Origin of the sequence: Streptomyces sp. 135, from assembly GCF_020026305.1 — a bacterium.
GTDB lineage: Bacteria > Actinomycetota > Actinomycetes > Streptomycetales > Streptomycetaceae > Streptomyces.
This window is the reverse complement of record NZ_CP075691.1, coordinates 1540944-1556826: the sequence shown is the minus strand read 5'-3', so window position 1 is coordinate 1556826 and position 15883 is coordinate 1540944. Positions and strand designations below refer to the sequence as shown.

Genomic DNA, 15883 nt, shown 5'->3' with positions numbered 1-15883 from the left:
ACTCGACAGTGACGGAAACCCCTGTGATCACCACTTCCGGCCTCACCAAGGTCTACCGCTCACGCGGTCGTGAAGTAACCGCCCTCGACGGAGTCGACCTGCACGTCCGCGAGGGCGAGGTGTACGGCGTCATCGGCCAGTCCGGCGCCGGCAAGTCCTCCCTCATCCGCTGCGTCAACCTCCTGGAGCGTCCCACCTCCGGCACCGTGACCGTCGCCGGACAGGACCTCACCGCCCTCGCCGGCCGCGGCCCGCGCGCGGGCAAGGAGTTGCGCCGGGCACGCAGCCGCATCGGCATGGTCTTCCAGCACTTCAACCTGCTGTCCTCGCGCACCGTCCAGGACAACGTCGAACTGCCGCTGGAGATCCTCGGCCTCTCCGGCCAGGAGCGCTCCCGCAAGGCCCTCGAACTCCTCGACCTCGTCGGCCTGGCCGACAAGGCCCGGTCCTACCCGGCGCAGCTCTCCGGTGGCCAGAAGCAGCGCGTCGGCATCGCCCGCGCGCTCGCCGGCGACCCCAAGGTGCTGCTCTCCGACGAGGCGACCAGCGCCCTGGACCCGGAGACCACCCGCTCCATCCTCCAGCTCCTGCGCGACCTCAACCAGCAGCTCGGCCTGACCGTCCTGCTCATCACGCACGAGATGGACGTCGTCAAGAGCGTCTGCGACTCCGCCGCCCTCATGGAGCGCGGCCAGATCGTCGAGTCCGGCACCGTCAGCGAACTCCTCGCGACGCCCGGCTCCGAACTCGCCGCCGCGCTCTTCCCCGTCAGCGGCGACACCACCGGCGAGGACCGCACCGTCGTCGACGTGACGTTCCACGGCGAGGCCGCGACCCGGCCCGTCATCTCGCAGCTGTCGCGCACGTACAACATCGACATCTCGATCCTCGGCGCCGCGATGGACACCGTCGCGGGCAAGCAGGTCGGCCGCATGCGCATCGAACTGCCCGGCCGCTTCGAGGAGAACGTGGTCCCGATCGGGTTCCTGCGCGAGCAGGGCCTCCAGGTCGACATCGCGGGCGAGGATCCGGCGACGAACGCGCCCCGCAACGAGACGCTGCTGGTCAAGGAAGGTGCCAAGTGACCTGGTCGGAGATGCGCCCGCTGTTGGAGCAGGCCTGTTGGGACACCCTCTACATGGTGGGCTGGTCGACGCTGATAGCCGTCGTCGCCGGACTGCCGCTCGGCATCCTGCTCGTCCTCACCGAGCGCGGCGGCCTCCTGCAGAACGCCGTGCTCAACAAGGTCATCGGGCAGATCGTGAACATCGCCCGCTCGATGCCCTTCATCATCCTGATGGTCGCCCTGATGACCTTCACGCGCTGGATCACCGGCACCACGATCGGCCGCGAGGCCGCCCTCGTGCCGCTCGCCGTCGGCGCCATCCCGTTCTTCGCGCGCCTGGTCGAGACCTCGATCCGCGAGGTCGACGGCGGGCTCGTCGAAGCCGTGCAGTCGATGGGCGGCTCCACCTGGACCGTCGTACGCAAGGTCCTCGTCCCCGAGTCGCTGCCCTCGCTGATCTCGGGCGCCACCACCACGATCGTCGCGCTCATCGGCTACTCCGCGATGGCGGGCACGGTCGGCGGCGGCGGCCTCGGCGACCTCGCGCTGCGCTACGGCTACCAGCGGTTCGAGACGGAGCTGATGTGGATCACCGTGGCGATCCTCGCCGTGGTCATCTCGATCATCCAGTTCGCGGGCGACTACGCGGCCCGCAGGCTCCACAAGCGCGGCGGCGGCTCCGCTCCGCTCCTGCTGTTCCGGCCGCTGCGCGGCGTGCTCCCCGGCACCGTCGCCGCCGAGTCGACCACCAAGACCGGCTGACCGGGACCGCCCCCCCGCAGACCTCCCCGCCACCCACGCGGGGCCGCACCACCGGCACCACCAGCACCACCTACGGAGAAAGGCACTTTTCGTGCGTAACACCGCCAAGATCACCACCGCTGTCCTCGCCGCCTCAGCCCTCACCCTCGGGCTGAGCGCCTGCGGCTCCGACAAGGGCTCCGCGGGCGACAAGGACGGCCCGCTCGTCGTCGCCGCCACCCCGACGCCACAGGGCGAGATCCTGGACTACGTCCAGAAGAACCTCGCCAAGAAGGCCGGCCTCGACCTCGAAGTCCGCGAGTTCACCGACTACGTCACGCCGAACACCGCCGTCCAGCAGGGCGAGGTCTTCGCGAACTACTTCCAGCACAAGCCGTACCTGGACGACTTCAACAAGAAGAACGGCACGGACGTCGTGCCCGTCCCGAACGCCACGGTGCACCTGAAGAAGCCGCCGGCGTCTGAAGAAGGTCATCGACGACTCGGCGCCATCGTCGCGGCGTTCTGACATGCGTACGTCCGTCACGGCGCGGCACGGTTGCCGGTCTCGTCGTAACCCCGGCCGGTGAAGTCCTCACGTACATCCAGGAGAACCTCGCGAAGAAGGCGGGGCTCGACCTGAAGATCACGGAGTTCACGGACTACGTCACGCCGAACACCGCGCTCCAGGAGGGCTCGCTCGACGCCAACCTGTACCAGCACACCCCGTACCTCGAGGACTTCAACGCGTCCAAGAAGACGGACCTGGTGCCGGTCACCGAGGTGTACCTGCCGCCCATGGGCGTGTACGCGAAGAAGGGCACCCGCGACATCGCGAAGCTGAGGGCGGGCGCGACCGTCGCCGTCCCCAACGACGACCCGAACGAACCTCGCTTCAACCGCGACGCCCGAGGACATCACGTCCAACCCGAAGAAGCTCACCATCAAGCCGCTCGACCCGGCGCAGCTGCCGCGCTCGCTCGACGACCTCGACGCGGCCGTCATCAACAACAACTACGCCCTCGACGCCGGGCTCAGCCCCAAGAAGGACGCCATCCTTCTGGAGTCGCCGAAGGACAACCCGTACAACAACGTCCTCGCCGTCAAGAAGGGCGACGAGGACGACCCGCGGGTGAGGAAGCTGGCGAAGCTGCTCACCTCGCCCGAGGTGAAGCGGTTCATCGAGGACGAGTACAAGGGCTCCGTCCTGCCCGTCGAAGGCACGGCCCACACAGAGAACTGACGCACGGTCCGTTCCCGCCGCACCACGGGGTCCCCTCCTGATGAAGGAGCGGACCCCGTGGTGCGTCCGCGCGCCGACATGCTGCATGCTGGGCACTTCAGCAGGCCCGAAGGTTCCAGGTTACGGAGCGGCGCATGACGACCACCTTCCCCGATATCTCCATCAGCACGGAGCGGTTGGTGCTGCGCCCGTTCGAGGACGCCGACGTCCCCGCGTACGCGGAGATGATGAACGACGAGATGGTCACCGCCTGGACCTCCGTCCCCCAGCCCTTCACTGAGGCCGACGCCCGCGACTGGATCACCCGCCTCGCCCCCGCCGAGCGCACCGAGGGCCGCGGAATCGCCCTCGCCGTCACGGAGTTCCTCACCCAGCGCCTGGTCGGCGTCATACACCTGCGCAACACCGACTGGCGGGTGCGCGCCAGCGAACTCAGCTACGTCGTCGCCCCCTGGGCCCGCGGCGAGGGCTACGCCTCGGAGGCCGCGCTCGCCACCGCCCAGTGGCTCTTCAAGGACCAGGCGTTCGAGCGCATCGAGCTGCGCACCGCCGCCGACAACACCGCCGCCCAGCAGGTCGCCCAGAAGATCGGCTGCATCAGCGAGGGCGTCCTGCGCGGCGCCTGGATAGCGCGCATGAGAAACGGCGGCGACCCGTTCGGCGGCTGGCTGGAGGTGCGCACCGACCTCATCGTCTGGAGTCTGCTCCCCGAGGACCTCGAAGGCGTCAGTGACAGCCTCGCCGACAGCGGCTTCTCCGCCTTTTCCGACTGGAACTGAGCCCGCGCCGCACGGCCCGGCACATCCCCCGAGGACCCGGACACCCCGGAGCCCCACCAGGTACGCTCGCCCCTGGCCGCGTGCGCGGTCGCTCCCGCAGCCACCGCCGCCCGCACTGAAGACCCGCGAGAAACCAGGAGACAGACGACGATGGCCGACCGGGTCACGGTGATCGGCTGGGACGGTACGCCGCTGACCGCCGCGGCACGCTCCGCGCTCAGCGCCGCCACGCTCGTGGCGGGCGCCGCCCACCACCTGGCACTGGACGAACTTCCCGCCCGCGCCGAGCGGATCCGCCTCGGCAGCGTGAGCCTCGCCGCCCGCCGCATCGCCGCCCACCGCGGCACCGCCGTGGTCCTCGCCGACGGCGACCCCGGCTTCTTCGGCGTCGTACGCACTCTGCGCGCCCCCGAATTCGGCCTCGAGGTCGAAGTGGTGCCCGCCGTCTCCTCCGTCGCCCAGGCATTCGCCCGCGCGGGCATGCCGTGGGACGACGCCGAGGTCGTCGTCGCCCACCGCCGCACCCTGCGCCGCGCCGTGAACGTCTGCCGCGCCCACACCAAGGTCGCCGTCCTCACCTCGCCCGGCGCCGGCCCCGCCGAGCTGAGCCTGCTGCTCCAGGGCGTCCACCGGACCTTCGTCATCTGCGAGGAGCTCGGTACCGACCGCGAGCGGGTCACCGTCGTCACCTCCGACAAGGCCGCCGACCACGCCTGGCGCGACCCGAACGTCGTCATCGTCATCGGCGGGACGGCCGCCGCGTCCGACACCGGCTGGATCGCCGGGCGCGAACCGGCCGGCTCGCCGCGCGGCTGGGCGCTGCCCGCCGCCGAGTACGGCGGGGACATCTGGCTCGGCGAGGGGGAGAACGACCGGCTGCGGGCCGCCCAACTCGCTCGCCTCGGGCCCCGCGTGGGAGACCTCGTCTGGGACATCGGCTGCGGCAGCGGCGCCTTCGCCGCCGAGGCGGCCCGCTTCGGCGCCGCCGTGATCGCCGTCGACCACGACGCCGACGCCCTCGGCCGCACCACCGCCGCCGTGCGCCGCTTCGGCGTCCAGGCGCAGACCGTGCACGGCGTCGCGCCGCACATCCTCGAGGATCTGCCCGAACCCGACGTCGTACGGGTCGGGGGCGGGGGCGCCGCGGTCGTCTCCGCGGTCGCCGACCGGCGCCCGGAGCGCATCGTGACGCACGCCGCGACACGCGACGCGGCCGAACTCATCGGCAGGGATCTGTCCGAGCACGGATACACCGTCGAGTGCGCCCTCCTCCAGTCCGTGGAGCTCGACACCCGCGCCTGGCGGGAGGAGAAGCGGACCGTGGCATTCCTGCTCTCCGGGCGCCTTCCGGACCGTTCCCCGTGACCCTGCCGCGGCACGGCGCGAGGTAGGCTGGCCGATCGTTGTACCGCACCCGGGTGCCCGGCGATTCGTTGGTCAAGGTCCGGAAAGTCCACCCGTTTTGGGGAACCTGTGTGGTACGGCAGGACCGGAGGGACGCGCAACGTGGCGCAGTCCACAGCGGGCCGTGGCCGATCAAGCTGCCGCGGCGGCGGACCGACCGGGACAATACCTGTTGTCCGGTAAGCGGTTCGTGCCGCGCGGCGCGCACGCTCGTTGAGGATGACGGGCGGTTGGTGCGCCGCTCCGGTCAATGGGGCCTCCCCGGCCGAAGGCTGAGGGGCGGTCGAAGAAGCACTAACCGATGGGCGAGGGGTTACGCATGACCGACACCGGCCAGGTCCCGGGCGAGGGGCTGCCGGAGGGCGCAGGCGACAGTGTGCCTTCCGGGCCCGTGCAGGGCATGGGGGCACAGCAGCCGGGCGTCCCCGCTGCGGATGCGTATACCTTCATGGACCCCTCCGCCCCCTCCGCCCCCGCCGATCCGTCGGCCAACCCGGCCGATGACGACGACCTGCTGCTGATGCCGAGCGCCCAGGGGGCGTGGAGCGAGGCCCAGGCGGCGGCGCACGGCGCGCACCAGGGCCAGGGCCAGGCTCCGGCGGGACAGCCGCAGGCAGCCCAGGCCGTTCATCAGCCGGGCCCGCACGAGACGGCCGGCCGGGACAGCGGCTCGGTCGACCTCAACGGCGTCCGCATGCCCGGCGCCACCCCGGCCGCGTCCCACCCGGGCGCCACCCGCAGACCGCTGCACCGCGGCCCCTCGGGCCCTGCGGTGCCCGACAGCTCCGGCAGCCCGGTGCGCTCGCTCGCCGACCGCGGACCCGCCGGAGCGGTGACGCCCCCGGCACAGCAGCAGGCCGCGCCGGTCCGGCACGCCGGGCCGCCGACCATCGGGCCCGAGTACCTCGACATCCCGCGCGACGACGCCGCTCTGCCCGGGCCGCAGCTCGGTGAGATCCTGCCGCAGGGCGGCGCGCCCTGGGCCCCGCAGCCGGCACAGCCGCAGGCGCCCGCGCAGGAGCAGGTACCGCAGCCTCAGCAGGCGGCGTACGCGGTACCAGCAGAAACGGTCGTCCCGGAGGGCACGGCGGACACAGGCATCTCCGCCGCCACAGGCATCTCTGGTGCCACAGAGGTCACAGGCACCCCGGGCGTCACAGAAGCGGTAGAAGCGGACGCCGCCGTGGCGCAGGAGCCGCAGGCTCCGGAGGCCGTCCAGGACCAGCAGGTTCCCGGAGCGCAGCCGGCGGCGGAAGCCGCGCAGGTCGCCCCCGAAGCCCCGCAGGCCGCCGCCGAATTCGCCCAGGGCACGGACGCCCCGCGGACACCGGAAGCCGCCCCCTCCGAGCTGCCGCTGCCCGCAGAGCTGCCCGAGCAGAGCGCCCCGGCTCCCGCCGCCCCGGAGTCCGCTCCGTTCCCCCACGCCGCCGAGGCCGGACAGGTCCCGGCGGGGGAGCAGCCCGCCTTCGCCGAGGCCGGGCCCGCCGCCGGGCAGCCCCCGTTCGCCGTCGCCTCCGCACAGCCGTGGGGCGAGAGCGCCCCGGCCCCGCACACCGACGAGTGCGGCCGGCCCGGCTTCGCCCCCGACACCGCCCAGGGCGCGTACGCCGCTGCCATCGGCGCCCAACACGGCCACGCGCCGCACGGCGGCCACCCCGCCGAAGCCAGGCACGCCGCGCCCGCCCCGCACCACCCCGAGCAGCCCGCCCCGCAGGACGCCGACGCACCGGAGTACGCGTCGCTCCCCGGCGAACTCGGCGGGGCCGAGGCGCCCATGCCGATCGGCCAGTTCGTACCGGTCGAGGGCTCGGTGCCGACCACGCCCCACCTGGCGCCGACGCCGCCGCGCCACCTCGTCGTGGAGCAGGAACAGGAGCAGGAGCAGGAGCACGGGCAAGGACAGGAGCAGCAGGCCGCCGAGGCGCTCCCCGCCCCTGAGGCCCCCGAGAACGCTCAGGAACTCCCGGGCGCCGATCAGCCCATGGCCGAGCAGGCGCCCGCCGCACCGGCGGAGCCCGGCGTGGACTCCGGCACCTCCACCCCCGTACCGCCGGTCGTCGAACCGGCCGAGGCGGTGGCGGTGGCGAACGAGGCCGCCCCCGCCGAGGCCCCGGCCTCCGACGAGAGCCCCGAAGCCGTGCGGCCCGCCGTCACCGTGCCCGCCCCGCGCGACGGAGCCGAGCCCACGGAGGCGCCGCCCACCGAAGCGGCTGCCGCGCCGGACACCGCGCTCCCGCAGGAAGCGGCGGGCGAGGCGACGGCCGAAGCGGCACAGCCCCTCCAGGACGCGCCGGTCCCGGCCGCGGCCACGGAGGCCCCTGTTGCCACTGCCTCCCCTGTTCCCCCTGTTTCCGCGGTGGTGGCCCCGGCCGAGTTCCCGGCCGCCCCCGAGACGGCCGACCAGGCCGACGAGTTGGACGAGGCCGACGAAGTCATCTCGTTCGAGCCCATCAAAGCGAACGAAGTGACCGAAGTGGCCGAAGCACCCGAGATGGCCGAAGCGCCTGAAGCACCCGAGACGGCGGAGGGCCCCGAGATCCTCGTGGCCGAGGACGCCCCGGCGGCGGAGACACAGCCCGTCGCCGAAGCCCCCGGTCTCCTCGTCATCGAGGACGAGACCGAGGACGTCGACCTGCCCGAGGACGGAGGCCGACCCGAGGACGCGGACCGGCCCGAGGCCGCCGGGCCCGCGACCTCCCCCGGCACCGCCGCCCCCGGCTACGACGACGCCGAGCGCGAGGCCGTCCTGCGTGTCATGCGCGAACGCCGCGACATCCGCAACGGCTTCCGTTCCGACCCCATCCCGCACGAGGTGCTGCTCCGCGTCCTGGAGGCGGCCCACACCGCGCCCTCCGTGGGGCACTCGCAGCCCTGGGACTTCGTCGTCATCAAGTCCGCGGAGACCCGGCGCACCATGCACGAACTGGCCATGCGCCAGCGCGACGCGTACGCCAAGTCCCTGCCCAAGGGCCGCGCGAAGCAGTTCAAGGAACTGAAGATCGAGGCCATCCTCGACACCCCGGTGAACATCGTCGTCACCGCCGACCCCACCCGCGGCGGCCGCCACACCCTCGGCCGGCACACCCAGCCGCAGATGGCCCCGTACTCCTCGGCGCTCGCCGTCGAGAACCTCTGGCTCGCCGCCCGCGCCGAAGGCCTCGGCGTCGGCTGGGTCAGCTTCTTCGACGAGCGCGAGATGGTCCGCGCCCTCGGCCTGCCCGAGCACCTCGAAGTCGTCGCCTACCTCTGCGTGGGTTACGTCGACGAGTTCCCGGACGAGCCCGAGCTGATGCAGGCGGGTTGGTCCAAGCGCCGCCCGCTGTCCTGGGTCGTCCACGAGGAGACGTACGGCCGCCGCGCGCTGCCCGGTGAGGACCCGCACGACCTGCTCGCCGAGACCGTCTCCAACATCCGCCCGCTGGACGCCAAGGCCCTCGGCGAGGCGTGGGAGCGCCAGAAGCGGATGACCAAGCCGCCGGGCGCCCTCGGCATGCTGGAGATCATCTCCGCGCAGCTGTCGGGCCTGTCCCGGATGTGCCCGCCGCCGATCCCGGAGCCCGCGGCCGTCGCGATCTTCGCGGGCGACCACGGCGTGCACGCCCAGGGCGTCACCGCCTGGCCCCAGGAGGTGACCGCCCAGATGGTCGCCAACTTCCTCGGCGGCGGCGCGGTCTGCAACGCCTTCGCCAACCAGGTGGGCGCCGAGGTCTGCGTCATCGACGTGGGCGTGGCGAGCGAACTGCCCGCCACGCCGGGCCTGCTGCCCCGCAAGGTGCGCGCGGGCACGGCCGACATGACGACCGGCCCCGCCCTGACCCGCGAAGAGGTCAAGGCCGCGCTCGAAGTCGGCATCGAGACGGCCCGCGACCTGGTGGCGGCGGGCAACAAGGCCCTGCTCACCGGCGAGATGGGCATCGCGAACACGACCGCGTCCGCGGCCCTGATCTCCGTCTACACGGACACCGACCCGGCCGAGGTCACCGGCCGCGGCACCGGCATCAACGACGACATGCACGCCCGCAAGGTCGAGGTGGTGCGCCGCGCCCTGGAGCTGCACCGGCCCGACCCGGCGGACCCGATCGGCGTCCTCGCGGCGGTCGGCGGCCTGGAGCACGCGGCCATGGTGGGCCTCCTGCTCGGCGGCGCGTCCCTGCGCACGCCGGTGATCCTGGACGGCGTGAGCGCCGGCGCGGCCGCTCTGGTCGCCCGCGCCGTCGCCCCCGAGGTCCTCGCGGCCTGCATCGCGGGCCACCGCAGCGCGGAGCCGGGCCATGTGGCGGCCCTGAACAAGCTGGGCCTGCGCCCGCTGGTCGACCTGGACCTGCGCCTCGGCGAGGGCACGGGCGCGCTCCTGGCCCTGCCGATCGTCCAGAGCGCGGCCCGCGCCATGCACGAGGTCGCCACGTTCGACTCGGCCGGCGTCACCGAGAAGTAGCCGCCGAGGGGCGAAGCCCCGCATTCCGGCACCGGGCGGGGCTGGGGGAGACCTCCGGCCCCGCCCCCGCCATACTGAACCCGCACGTCAAGCAGCCGCTCCAGCGCAGCAGCGGTAGCGCACCTTGAAGACTCCGCCCGCACGAGGAGCCGTAGAGCCATGGCCGAAAACCCCGCCTACCCCGTAGGCCTCCGCCTGACCGGCCGCAGGGTCGTCGTCCTCGGCGGCGGCCAGGTGGCCCAGCGCCGCCTCCCCGCCCTGATCAAGGCGGGCGCCGACATCCTCCTCGTGTCCCCCTCGGCGACCCCCTCCGTGGAGGCGATGGCGGACGCGGGCGAGATCACCTGGGCCAGGCGCCGCTACGAGCACGGTGACCTCCAGGACGCCTGGTACGCCCTGATCGCCACCAGCGACGCCGAGGCGAACACCCGTGCCTCGGCGGAGGCGGAGGCCGGCCGCGTCTGGTGCGTACGCTCGGACGACGCCGAGGCGGCCACCGCCTGGACCCCGGCCACGGGCCGCTCCGAGGGCGTCACCGTCGCCGTACTCAGCAGCGACGTGCACGACCGCGACCCGCGCCGCACGGCCGCCATCCGCGACGCGGTGGTGGAGGGCCTGCGCGACGGCAGCCTCGTCGCCCCCCACCTGCGGACACGCACCCCGGGCGTCGCCCTGGTCGGCGGCGGACCCGGCGACCCCGACCTGATCACGGTCCGCGGCCGCCGCCTGCTCGCCGCCGCGGACGTCGTCATCGCCGACCGGCTCGGCCCCCGCGACCTCCTCGACGAACTCCCGCCGCACGTCGAGGTCATCGACGCCGCGAAGATCCCCTACGGCCGCTACATGGCGCAGGAGGCGATCAACAACGCCCTGATCGAGCACGCCAAGCAGGGCAAGGCCGTCGTCCGCCTCAAGGGCGGCGACCCCTACGTCTTCGGCCGCGGCATGGAGGAGGCCCAGGCGCTCGCCGAGGCGGGCATCGCCTGCACCGTCGTCCCGGGCATCTCCAGCTCGATCTCCGTCCCCTCGGCCGCCGGCATCCCGGTCACCCACCGCGGCGTCGCCCACGAGTTCACCGTGGTCAGCGGCCATGTGGCGCCGGACGACGCGCGCTCCCTGGTCGACTGGGAGTCCCTCGCCAAGCTGCGCGGCACCCTCGTGATCCTCATGGGCGTCGACAAGATCGGCAAGATCGCGCTGGCCCTGATCGCCCACGGCAAGGCGTCCGACACCCCGCTCGCCCTGATCCAGGAGGGCACGACGGCCGCCCAGCGCCGCGTCGACGCGACGCTCGGCACGGTCGCCGAGGCGGTCCGCACCCACGAGGTGAAGCCCCCGGCGGTCATCGTCATCGGAGACGTCGTACGCGTGGGCCCGGAGCCCGTCGCCTAGCGAGCCCCGCACACCCCCGAGAACCACCCGAGTAACCAGCGGTAACGGAACACGCCCCCGGCCGTTGGCACCACACCCAGGACAAGGCAGTATCACCCTGTGGCCGATCTCATCACCGTCGACGACCCCGACGACCCCCGCCTGCGCGACTACACGGGCCTGACCGACGTCGAGCTGCGCCGCAGGCGCGAACCGGCCGAGGGGCTGTTCATCGCGGAGGGCGAGAAGGTCATCAGACGGGCCAGGGACGCCGGCTACGAGATGCGCTCGATGCTGCTCTCCGCCAAGTGGGTCGACGTCATGCGCGACGTCATCGACGAGCTCCCCGCCCCGGTCTACGCGGTCAGCCCCGACCTCGCCGAGCGCGTCACCGGCTACCACGTGCACCGCGGCGCCCTCGCCTCCATGCAGCGCAAGCCGCTGCCGACGGCCGACGAACTCCTCGCGACCACCCGCCGGGTGGTCGTCATGGAGGCGGTGAACGACCACACGAACATCGGCGCGATCTTCCGCTCGGCGGCGGCGCTCGGCATGGACGCGGTCCTGCTCTCCCCGGACTGCGCGGACCCGCTCTACCGCCGCTCGGTGAAGGTCTCGATGGGCGCAGTCTTCTCCGTCCCCTACGCCCGCCTTGAGTCCTGGCCCAAGGGGCTGGAAGGCGTACGCGAGGCGGGTTTCAACCTCCTGGCGCTCACGCCGGACGAGAAGGCCACATCCCTGGACGAGGCGGCCCCGCACCGCATGGACCGCGTCGCGCTGATGCTCGGCGCCGAGGGCGACGGCCTCTCCACCCAGGCGCTGGTCGCCGCCGACGAATGGGTCCGCATCCCGATGGCCCACGGCGTCGACTCGCTCAACGTGGGCGCGGCGGCAGCGGTCGCGTTCTACGCGGTGGCGACGGGCCGCCCACAGGCCTGACGCCACGGCTCAGCTCCGGGGCGCCTGCCCCGGAGCGAGGGGACCGCTCTGCGTCTGCTGCTGCCGTACGTCCATGTCGCCGAGGCTCTTCGCGGGCCCCTGGCAGCCCTGCGCCGCCGCGATCCCGAGCGCCACGAGCAGCGTGACGACCACGAACACGAAGAGGCGCTGCCGCAGCAGCCGAGGGTTGGCGGGCATCCGCCGGCCCGTCCCCGTGGTGCGCGGCCCCTGCCGCCCTGCCGCCGCGCGGCGCGGTCCTGCCGCCGGAACGCGCGGTGTCGCGGGCGCGCGGGCCGGGACCCGGGCCGCGCCCCGCCGGTCCTCGACGAACCCGTCCTGGAAGCACCGGTCTTCGACGCCCCGGTCTTCGAACCCCCGGTCCTGGACGACCCGCTCCTCGCCGGACCGCCCCTGGACGCGCTGGACGCGCCGGGGCGGGGCGGGGGAGTGGCGCCGGGGGCGGAACGCCGCTGGGTGCGCTGATCCGCGTAGCTCTCGGCGAGCCGTCCCGTCGGCCGGTCGTGGTCCTGACGCGGCGCGGGCGGCCGGACGTCGCCGAGGCCCTGGGCCTCGCGCGCGGCGATCTCCTTGAGCCGGAGCGACAGCTGGAGGGTGCTGGGCCGCTCCTCCGGGTCCTTGGCGAGGCAGGCCCGGATCAGCGGGGCCAGGGCGTCGGGGACGCCGTTCAGCTGCGCCTCCTCGTGGACCACCCGGTAGAGCATGACCTCGGAACTGCCCTGCCCGAAGGGCGAGTCCGCCATGCCCGCGTACGCGAGCGTCGCACCGAGCGCGAAGACGTCGGTGGCGGGCGTGACGGCGGCGCCGCGCACCTGTTCGGGCGCGAGGAATCCCGGCGAACCGACGGCCGTGCCGACATGGGTGAGCGTCGAGGCGCCGGTGGCCCAGGCGATACCGAAGTCGATGATCCGCGGCCCCTTCGGCGACAGCAGGATGTTCGACGGCTTCAGGTCGCGGTGTACGACACCGGCCTCGTGCACGGCCACGAGTCCCTCGGCCAGCGCCGAACCGACCACGGCCACGTCGGCCGCGGAGAGCGGCCCCTCGGCGGCGACCTTGTCGTGCAGGGAGGGCCCGGGAACGTACTGGGTCGCGAACCACGGCCGGTCCGCTTCGAGGTCGGCGGCGACGAGCCGGGCGGTACAGCCGCCGCGAATGCGCCGGGCGGCCGAGACCTCCCGCGCGAACCGCGACCGGAACTCCTGATCCTCCGCCAGGTCCGGCCGGATCACCTTCAGCGCGACGCGCTGGCCCCGCCGGTCGGAACCCAGATAGACGACACCCATACCGCCGGCGCCCAGGCGCCTGTGCAGCCTGAACGAGCCGACGACACGCGGGTCCTCGCGCCGGAGCCGCATCATCGCCATGTCCATCCCCGCTACCCGGTCCGTTTGACGAGCCCAGCTTACGTTTCCACGGGCGGGCACGTGCAGAGGCCGCGCCCTCGCGGGGCGATCGATTGTCAGTGCCTGGTGCGAAAATCGAAGAGTGGTCAGGGGGCGCGGGACAAGGGGCCGTTGACGCCACCCCGAGCTCCAACCATCCACCGCTGAAGGGGGATTGATCCCGTGAAGGGTGATCGCGTGGAGATAGTCGTGGACGCCGGGGACACGACGAGGACGTACGAGGTGGTGGCGAGCCGGGCGGGGCGCCGCGTCGAGACGGCCGTGCGCAGAGGAGTGGTGGAAGTGAGCGAAGTCACCCGTACCGGGACAGTGGTGCGTACGGCCCGGTTCATGGCGACGCGCGTCCTGGCCCTGGTCGAGCAGCCCGTCCCGAGGGAGGACGCCTCCGAGGCAGCGGCCCGTCCCCTCCGGGAAGACCCTGAGTCCTAGGACCCCGTCTCCACCCCTGGGAGTACACGCGCGGTGGTCGGTCATCCTCCGGGAGGCCAGCCAATCGGTACGAAGGCATGACGCCAGGTGCCGCCCCCGCACCTAGATTTGAGGTCAAGCGGCGGGTGCAGCACTCGTCCCCCGAGGTCAGACACCCGCCGCTTGCCAAAACCACAACGAGATCGGTCAGGAGAGGAACCATGGCGGACACGGCACCGCGGACCATGGTCCGCACGCAAGGGCGCAGGTTCTCGGCGTTCGGCGTCCGCCCGTCCGGCACGCGCCATCCTCTGGTGGCGACGGCCATGGTCCTCCCCCTGGCAGCCCTGCTCGTGGTCGTCTTCGGCGGCTGGGAAGCAGTGGTCACACAAGCGTCGTCCGTGGGCGTGATGCTGGGGCGCTGAGCGGCGCCCCAGGCCCGGAAGAGCGGTCCGGGCGGGGACATCCGGCCAGGAAACCCCGTGGGGACGGGGGTGCGGCGGACGGCACAGATGCCCGCGCAGCTGGGGAGCTGCGCGGGCATTGCCACGTCCCGGGCGCTGCCGGCAAGGGGCGCGGGGACTGCGCGCCCGGCTCCGACGAACCCGCACCCGGACCACCAACCGCCACAAGCCCGCCCGACCCCACTGGCTACGCTTCGGCGGTAAGCCACCCGCCCCACCCCCCGGGACCCCCGTGACCGCGCTCCTCCCCGCCCTCACCGCCAAGGCCAGGCACACGGCCCACCCGCCTCCAGGCTCCTGTGCCTGCGGCGAAGGCGAAGGTGCGGGCGCCGCCGACGGCACCGGCACCGTCCTCGCGGACCGCCCCGACGCCACGGTCGTACGCCACGGCGACGTCGTCGCGAAGGCCCACGCCCAGGAGACGCACCCGGAAGACCTGGCGGTACGCCTCACCGTGGCCGCCCGTCTCCCCGACACCCTCCTCCCGCCCCTGCGCACCACCCCCACCGCCCTCCACGGCCGCCTCGTCACCTTCTGGCCCCGCGGCACCCCCGTGGACCGCGACGACCCGGACGCGGCCCCCTGGGAGGCGGCAGCCGCCCTGCTGGCCCGCCTGCACGGCACGGACCCGGCGAGCCTCCCGCACCCGCTCCCGCCATGCGCGGCCCGGCCAAGGCGGCCCGCGCCGTCGCCCGCCTGCGCGCCGCGGGTCCGCACCCCGCGGCGCCGCCGGTCCTGCGGGCCTGGCGGGCCCTGCCGCCCTGGGCCCGCGACGAGACCCGGCACCGACCCCGCCGCGCCTGTGCCACGGCGACCTCCACCTGGGCCAGCTCGTCCGCACCCCGGACGGCACCTGGCTGCTGATCGACGTGGACGACCTCGGCGCGGGCGACCCCGCCTGGGACCTGGCCCGCCCCGCCGCCTGGTATGCCTGCGGTCTGCTCGCCCCCGAGGAGTGGACCCGCTTCCTGGACACCTACCGGAGGGCGGGCGGCCCGGCCGTCCCGGCGGACGGGGCCGACCCCTGGCCGGCCCTCGACGTCCCGGCCCGTGCCCTGACCGTGCAGACGGCCGCCCTGGCGATCACCAAGGCTGTCGCCGCCGACCGCCCCCTGGACGAGATCGAGCAGGCCTTGATCGACGCCTGCGACCGGATGAGCAGGGCCTGAGCCGAGTGGGCGCCCTCCCGCCCGAGTTGACCCGGGACGCGACGAAGTAGGGTGCGACGCACCGAAGCCGGGCAGGGTTCCGGCGAAGCAGTCACCACCGGCGAGGAGTTGAGCCGTCCATGCAGTGCCCCAAGTGCCACGCACCGATGCACACGTACAACCGAAATGGCGTCCAGATCGAGCAGTGCAGTGGCTGCCGCGGCATTTTCCTCGACTACGGCGAGCTCGAGTCCCTGACCCGCCTGGAGTCCCAGTGGGGCCAGCAGGCCCCGCCGCCCGCGCCCCCGCAGGCCTATCCCGCGGCTCCCGCCCCAGCCTGGGGCGCCCCGCAGGGCGGTCACGGAGGCCACGGCGGTCACAGCGGCCACTACGGTCACGGCAAGCGCCACAAGAGCTTCGGGCACATGCTCTTCTCCTCCTGAGCGCCCGGGAACGACGGA

General features: G+C 73.4%; 10 protein-coding genes and 4 pseudogenes. 13 read left to right on the top strand and 1 reads right to left on the bottom strand.

The window, feature by feature from the left end:
* Window positions 1–23 precede the first annotated feature (23 nt).
* The 9 genes and pseudogenes from KKZ08_RS06935 to KKZ08_RS06895 all read left to right on the top strand — a co-directional run bounded on the left by KKZ08_RS06935 (window position 24) and on the right by KKZ08_RS06895 (window position 11978).
* Window positions 24–1085: an ATP-binding cassette domain-containing protein gene (locus KKZ08_RS06935; protein ID WP_223773595.1), complete on the top strand. Its 1062-nt coding sequence runs from the start codon at window positions 24–26 to the stop codon at window positions 1083–1085.
* Window positions 1082–1828: a methionine ABC transporter permease gene (locus KKZ08_RS06930; RefSeq protein ID WP_223773594.1), complete on the top strand. Its 747-nt coding sequence runs from the start codon at window positions 1082–1084 to the stop codon at window positions 1826–1828. The genes KKZ08_RS06935 and KKZ08_RS06930 overlap by 4 nt, the downstream gene beginning before the upstream one ends.
* Window positions 1829–1919: 91 nt before the next feature.
* Window positions 1920–2276 (top strand): annotated as a pseudogene (locus tag KKZ08_RS06925) (MetQ/NlpA family ABC transporter substrate-binding protein); the annotation flags it as partial.
* 107 nt (window positions 2277–2383) lie between these two features.
* Window positions 2384–3050 (top strand): annotated as a pseudogene (locus KKZ08_RS06920) (MetQ/NlpA family ABC transporter substrate-binding protein); the annotation flags it as partial.
* A 134-nt stretch (window positions 3051–3184) separates the two neighbouring features.
* On the top strand, window positions 3185–3829 hold the full coding sequence (locus tag KKZ08_RS06915; RefSeq protein ID WP_223773593.1) for a GNAT family N-acetyltransferase: 645 nt from the start codon (window positions 3185–3187) through the stop codon (window positions 3827–3829).
* Window positions 3830–3979: 150 nt separating this feature from the next.
* Window positions 3980–5194, top strand: a complete 1215-nt coding sequence (gene cbiE, locus KKZ08_RS06910) for a precorrin-6y C5,15-methyltransferase (decarboxylating) subunit CbiE (RefSeq protein WP_223773592.1) — start codon at window positions 3980–3982, stop codon at window positions 5192–5194.
* Between the two features lie 358 nt (window positions 5195–5552).
* Complete coding sequence (gene cobT / locus KKZ08_RS06905) at window positions 5553–9668, top strand: nicotinate-nucleotide--dimethylbenzimidazole phosphoribosyltransferase (protein ID WP_223773591.1); 4116 nt, start codon at window positions 5553–5555, stop codon at window positions 9666–9668.
* A gap of 159 nt (window positions 9669–9827) precedes the next feature.
* Window positions 9828–11060, top strand: a complete 1233-nt coding sequence (gene cobA / locus KKZ08_RS06900; RefSeq protein ID WP_223773590.1) for a uroporphyrinogen-III C-methyltransferase — start codon at window positions 9828–9830, stop codon at window positions 11058–11060.
* A gap of 99 nt (window positions 11061–11159) precedes the next feature.
* Entirely contained in the window at window positions 11160–11978 is an 819-nt protein-coding gene (locus KKZ08_RS06895) for an RNA methyltransferase (RefSeq protein ID WP_223773589.1), read from the top strand.
* Between the two features lie 9 nt (window positions 11979–11987).
* Here KKZ08_RS06895 and KKZ08_RS06890 read toward each other — a convergent pair.
* Window positions 11988–13363 (bottom strand): annotated as a pseudogene (locus KKZ08_RS06890) (protein kinase).
* Between the two features lie 201 nt (window positions 13364–13564).
* Here KKZ08_RS06890 and KKZ08_RS06885 point away from each other — a divergent pair.
* The 4 genes and pseudogenes from KKZ08_RS06885 to KKZ08_RS06870 all read left to right on the top strand — a co-directional run bounded on the left by KKZ08_RS06885 (window position 13565) and on the right by KKZ08_RS06870 (window position 15865).
* Entirely contained in the window at window positions 13565–13831 is a 267-nt protein-coding gene (locus KKZ08_RS06885; protein ID WP_223773588.1) for a hypothetical protein, read from the top strand.
* 200 nt (window positions 13832–14031) lie between these two features.
* On the top strand, window positions 14032–14235 hold the full coding sequence (locus KKZ08_RS06880) for a hypothetical protein (RefSeq protein WP_223773587.1): 204 nt from the start codon (window positions 14032–14034) through the stop codon (window positions 14233–14235).
* Window positions 14236–14506: 271 nt separating this feature from the next.
* A pseudogene (locus tag KKZ08_RS06875) lies at window positions 14507–15443 on the top strand (phosphotransferase).
* Between the two features lie 119 nt (window positions 15444–15562).
* Window positions 15563–15865 carry a zf-TFIIB domain-containing protein gene (locus KKZ08_RS06870; protein ID WP_223773586.1) on the top strand — a complete coding sequence of 101 codons (303 nt, stop codon included), beginning with the start codon at window positions 15563–15565 and terminating at the stop codon, window positions 15863–15865.
* Window positions 15866–15883: the final 18 nt, after the last annotated feature.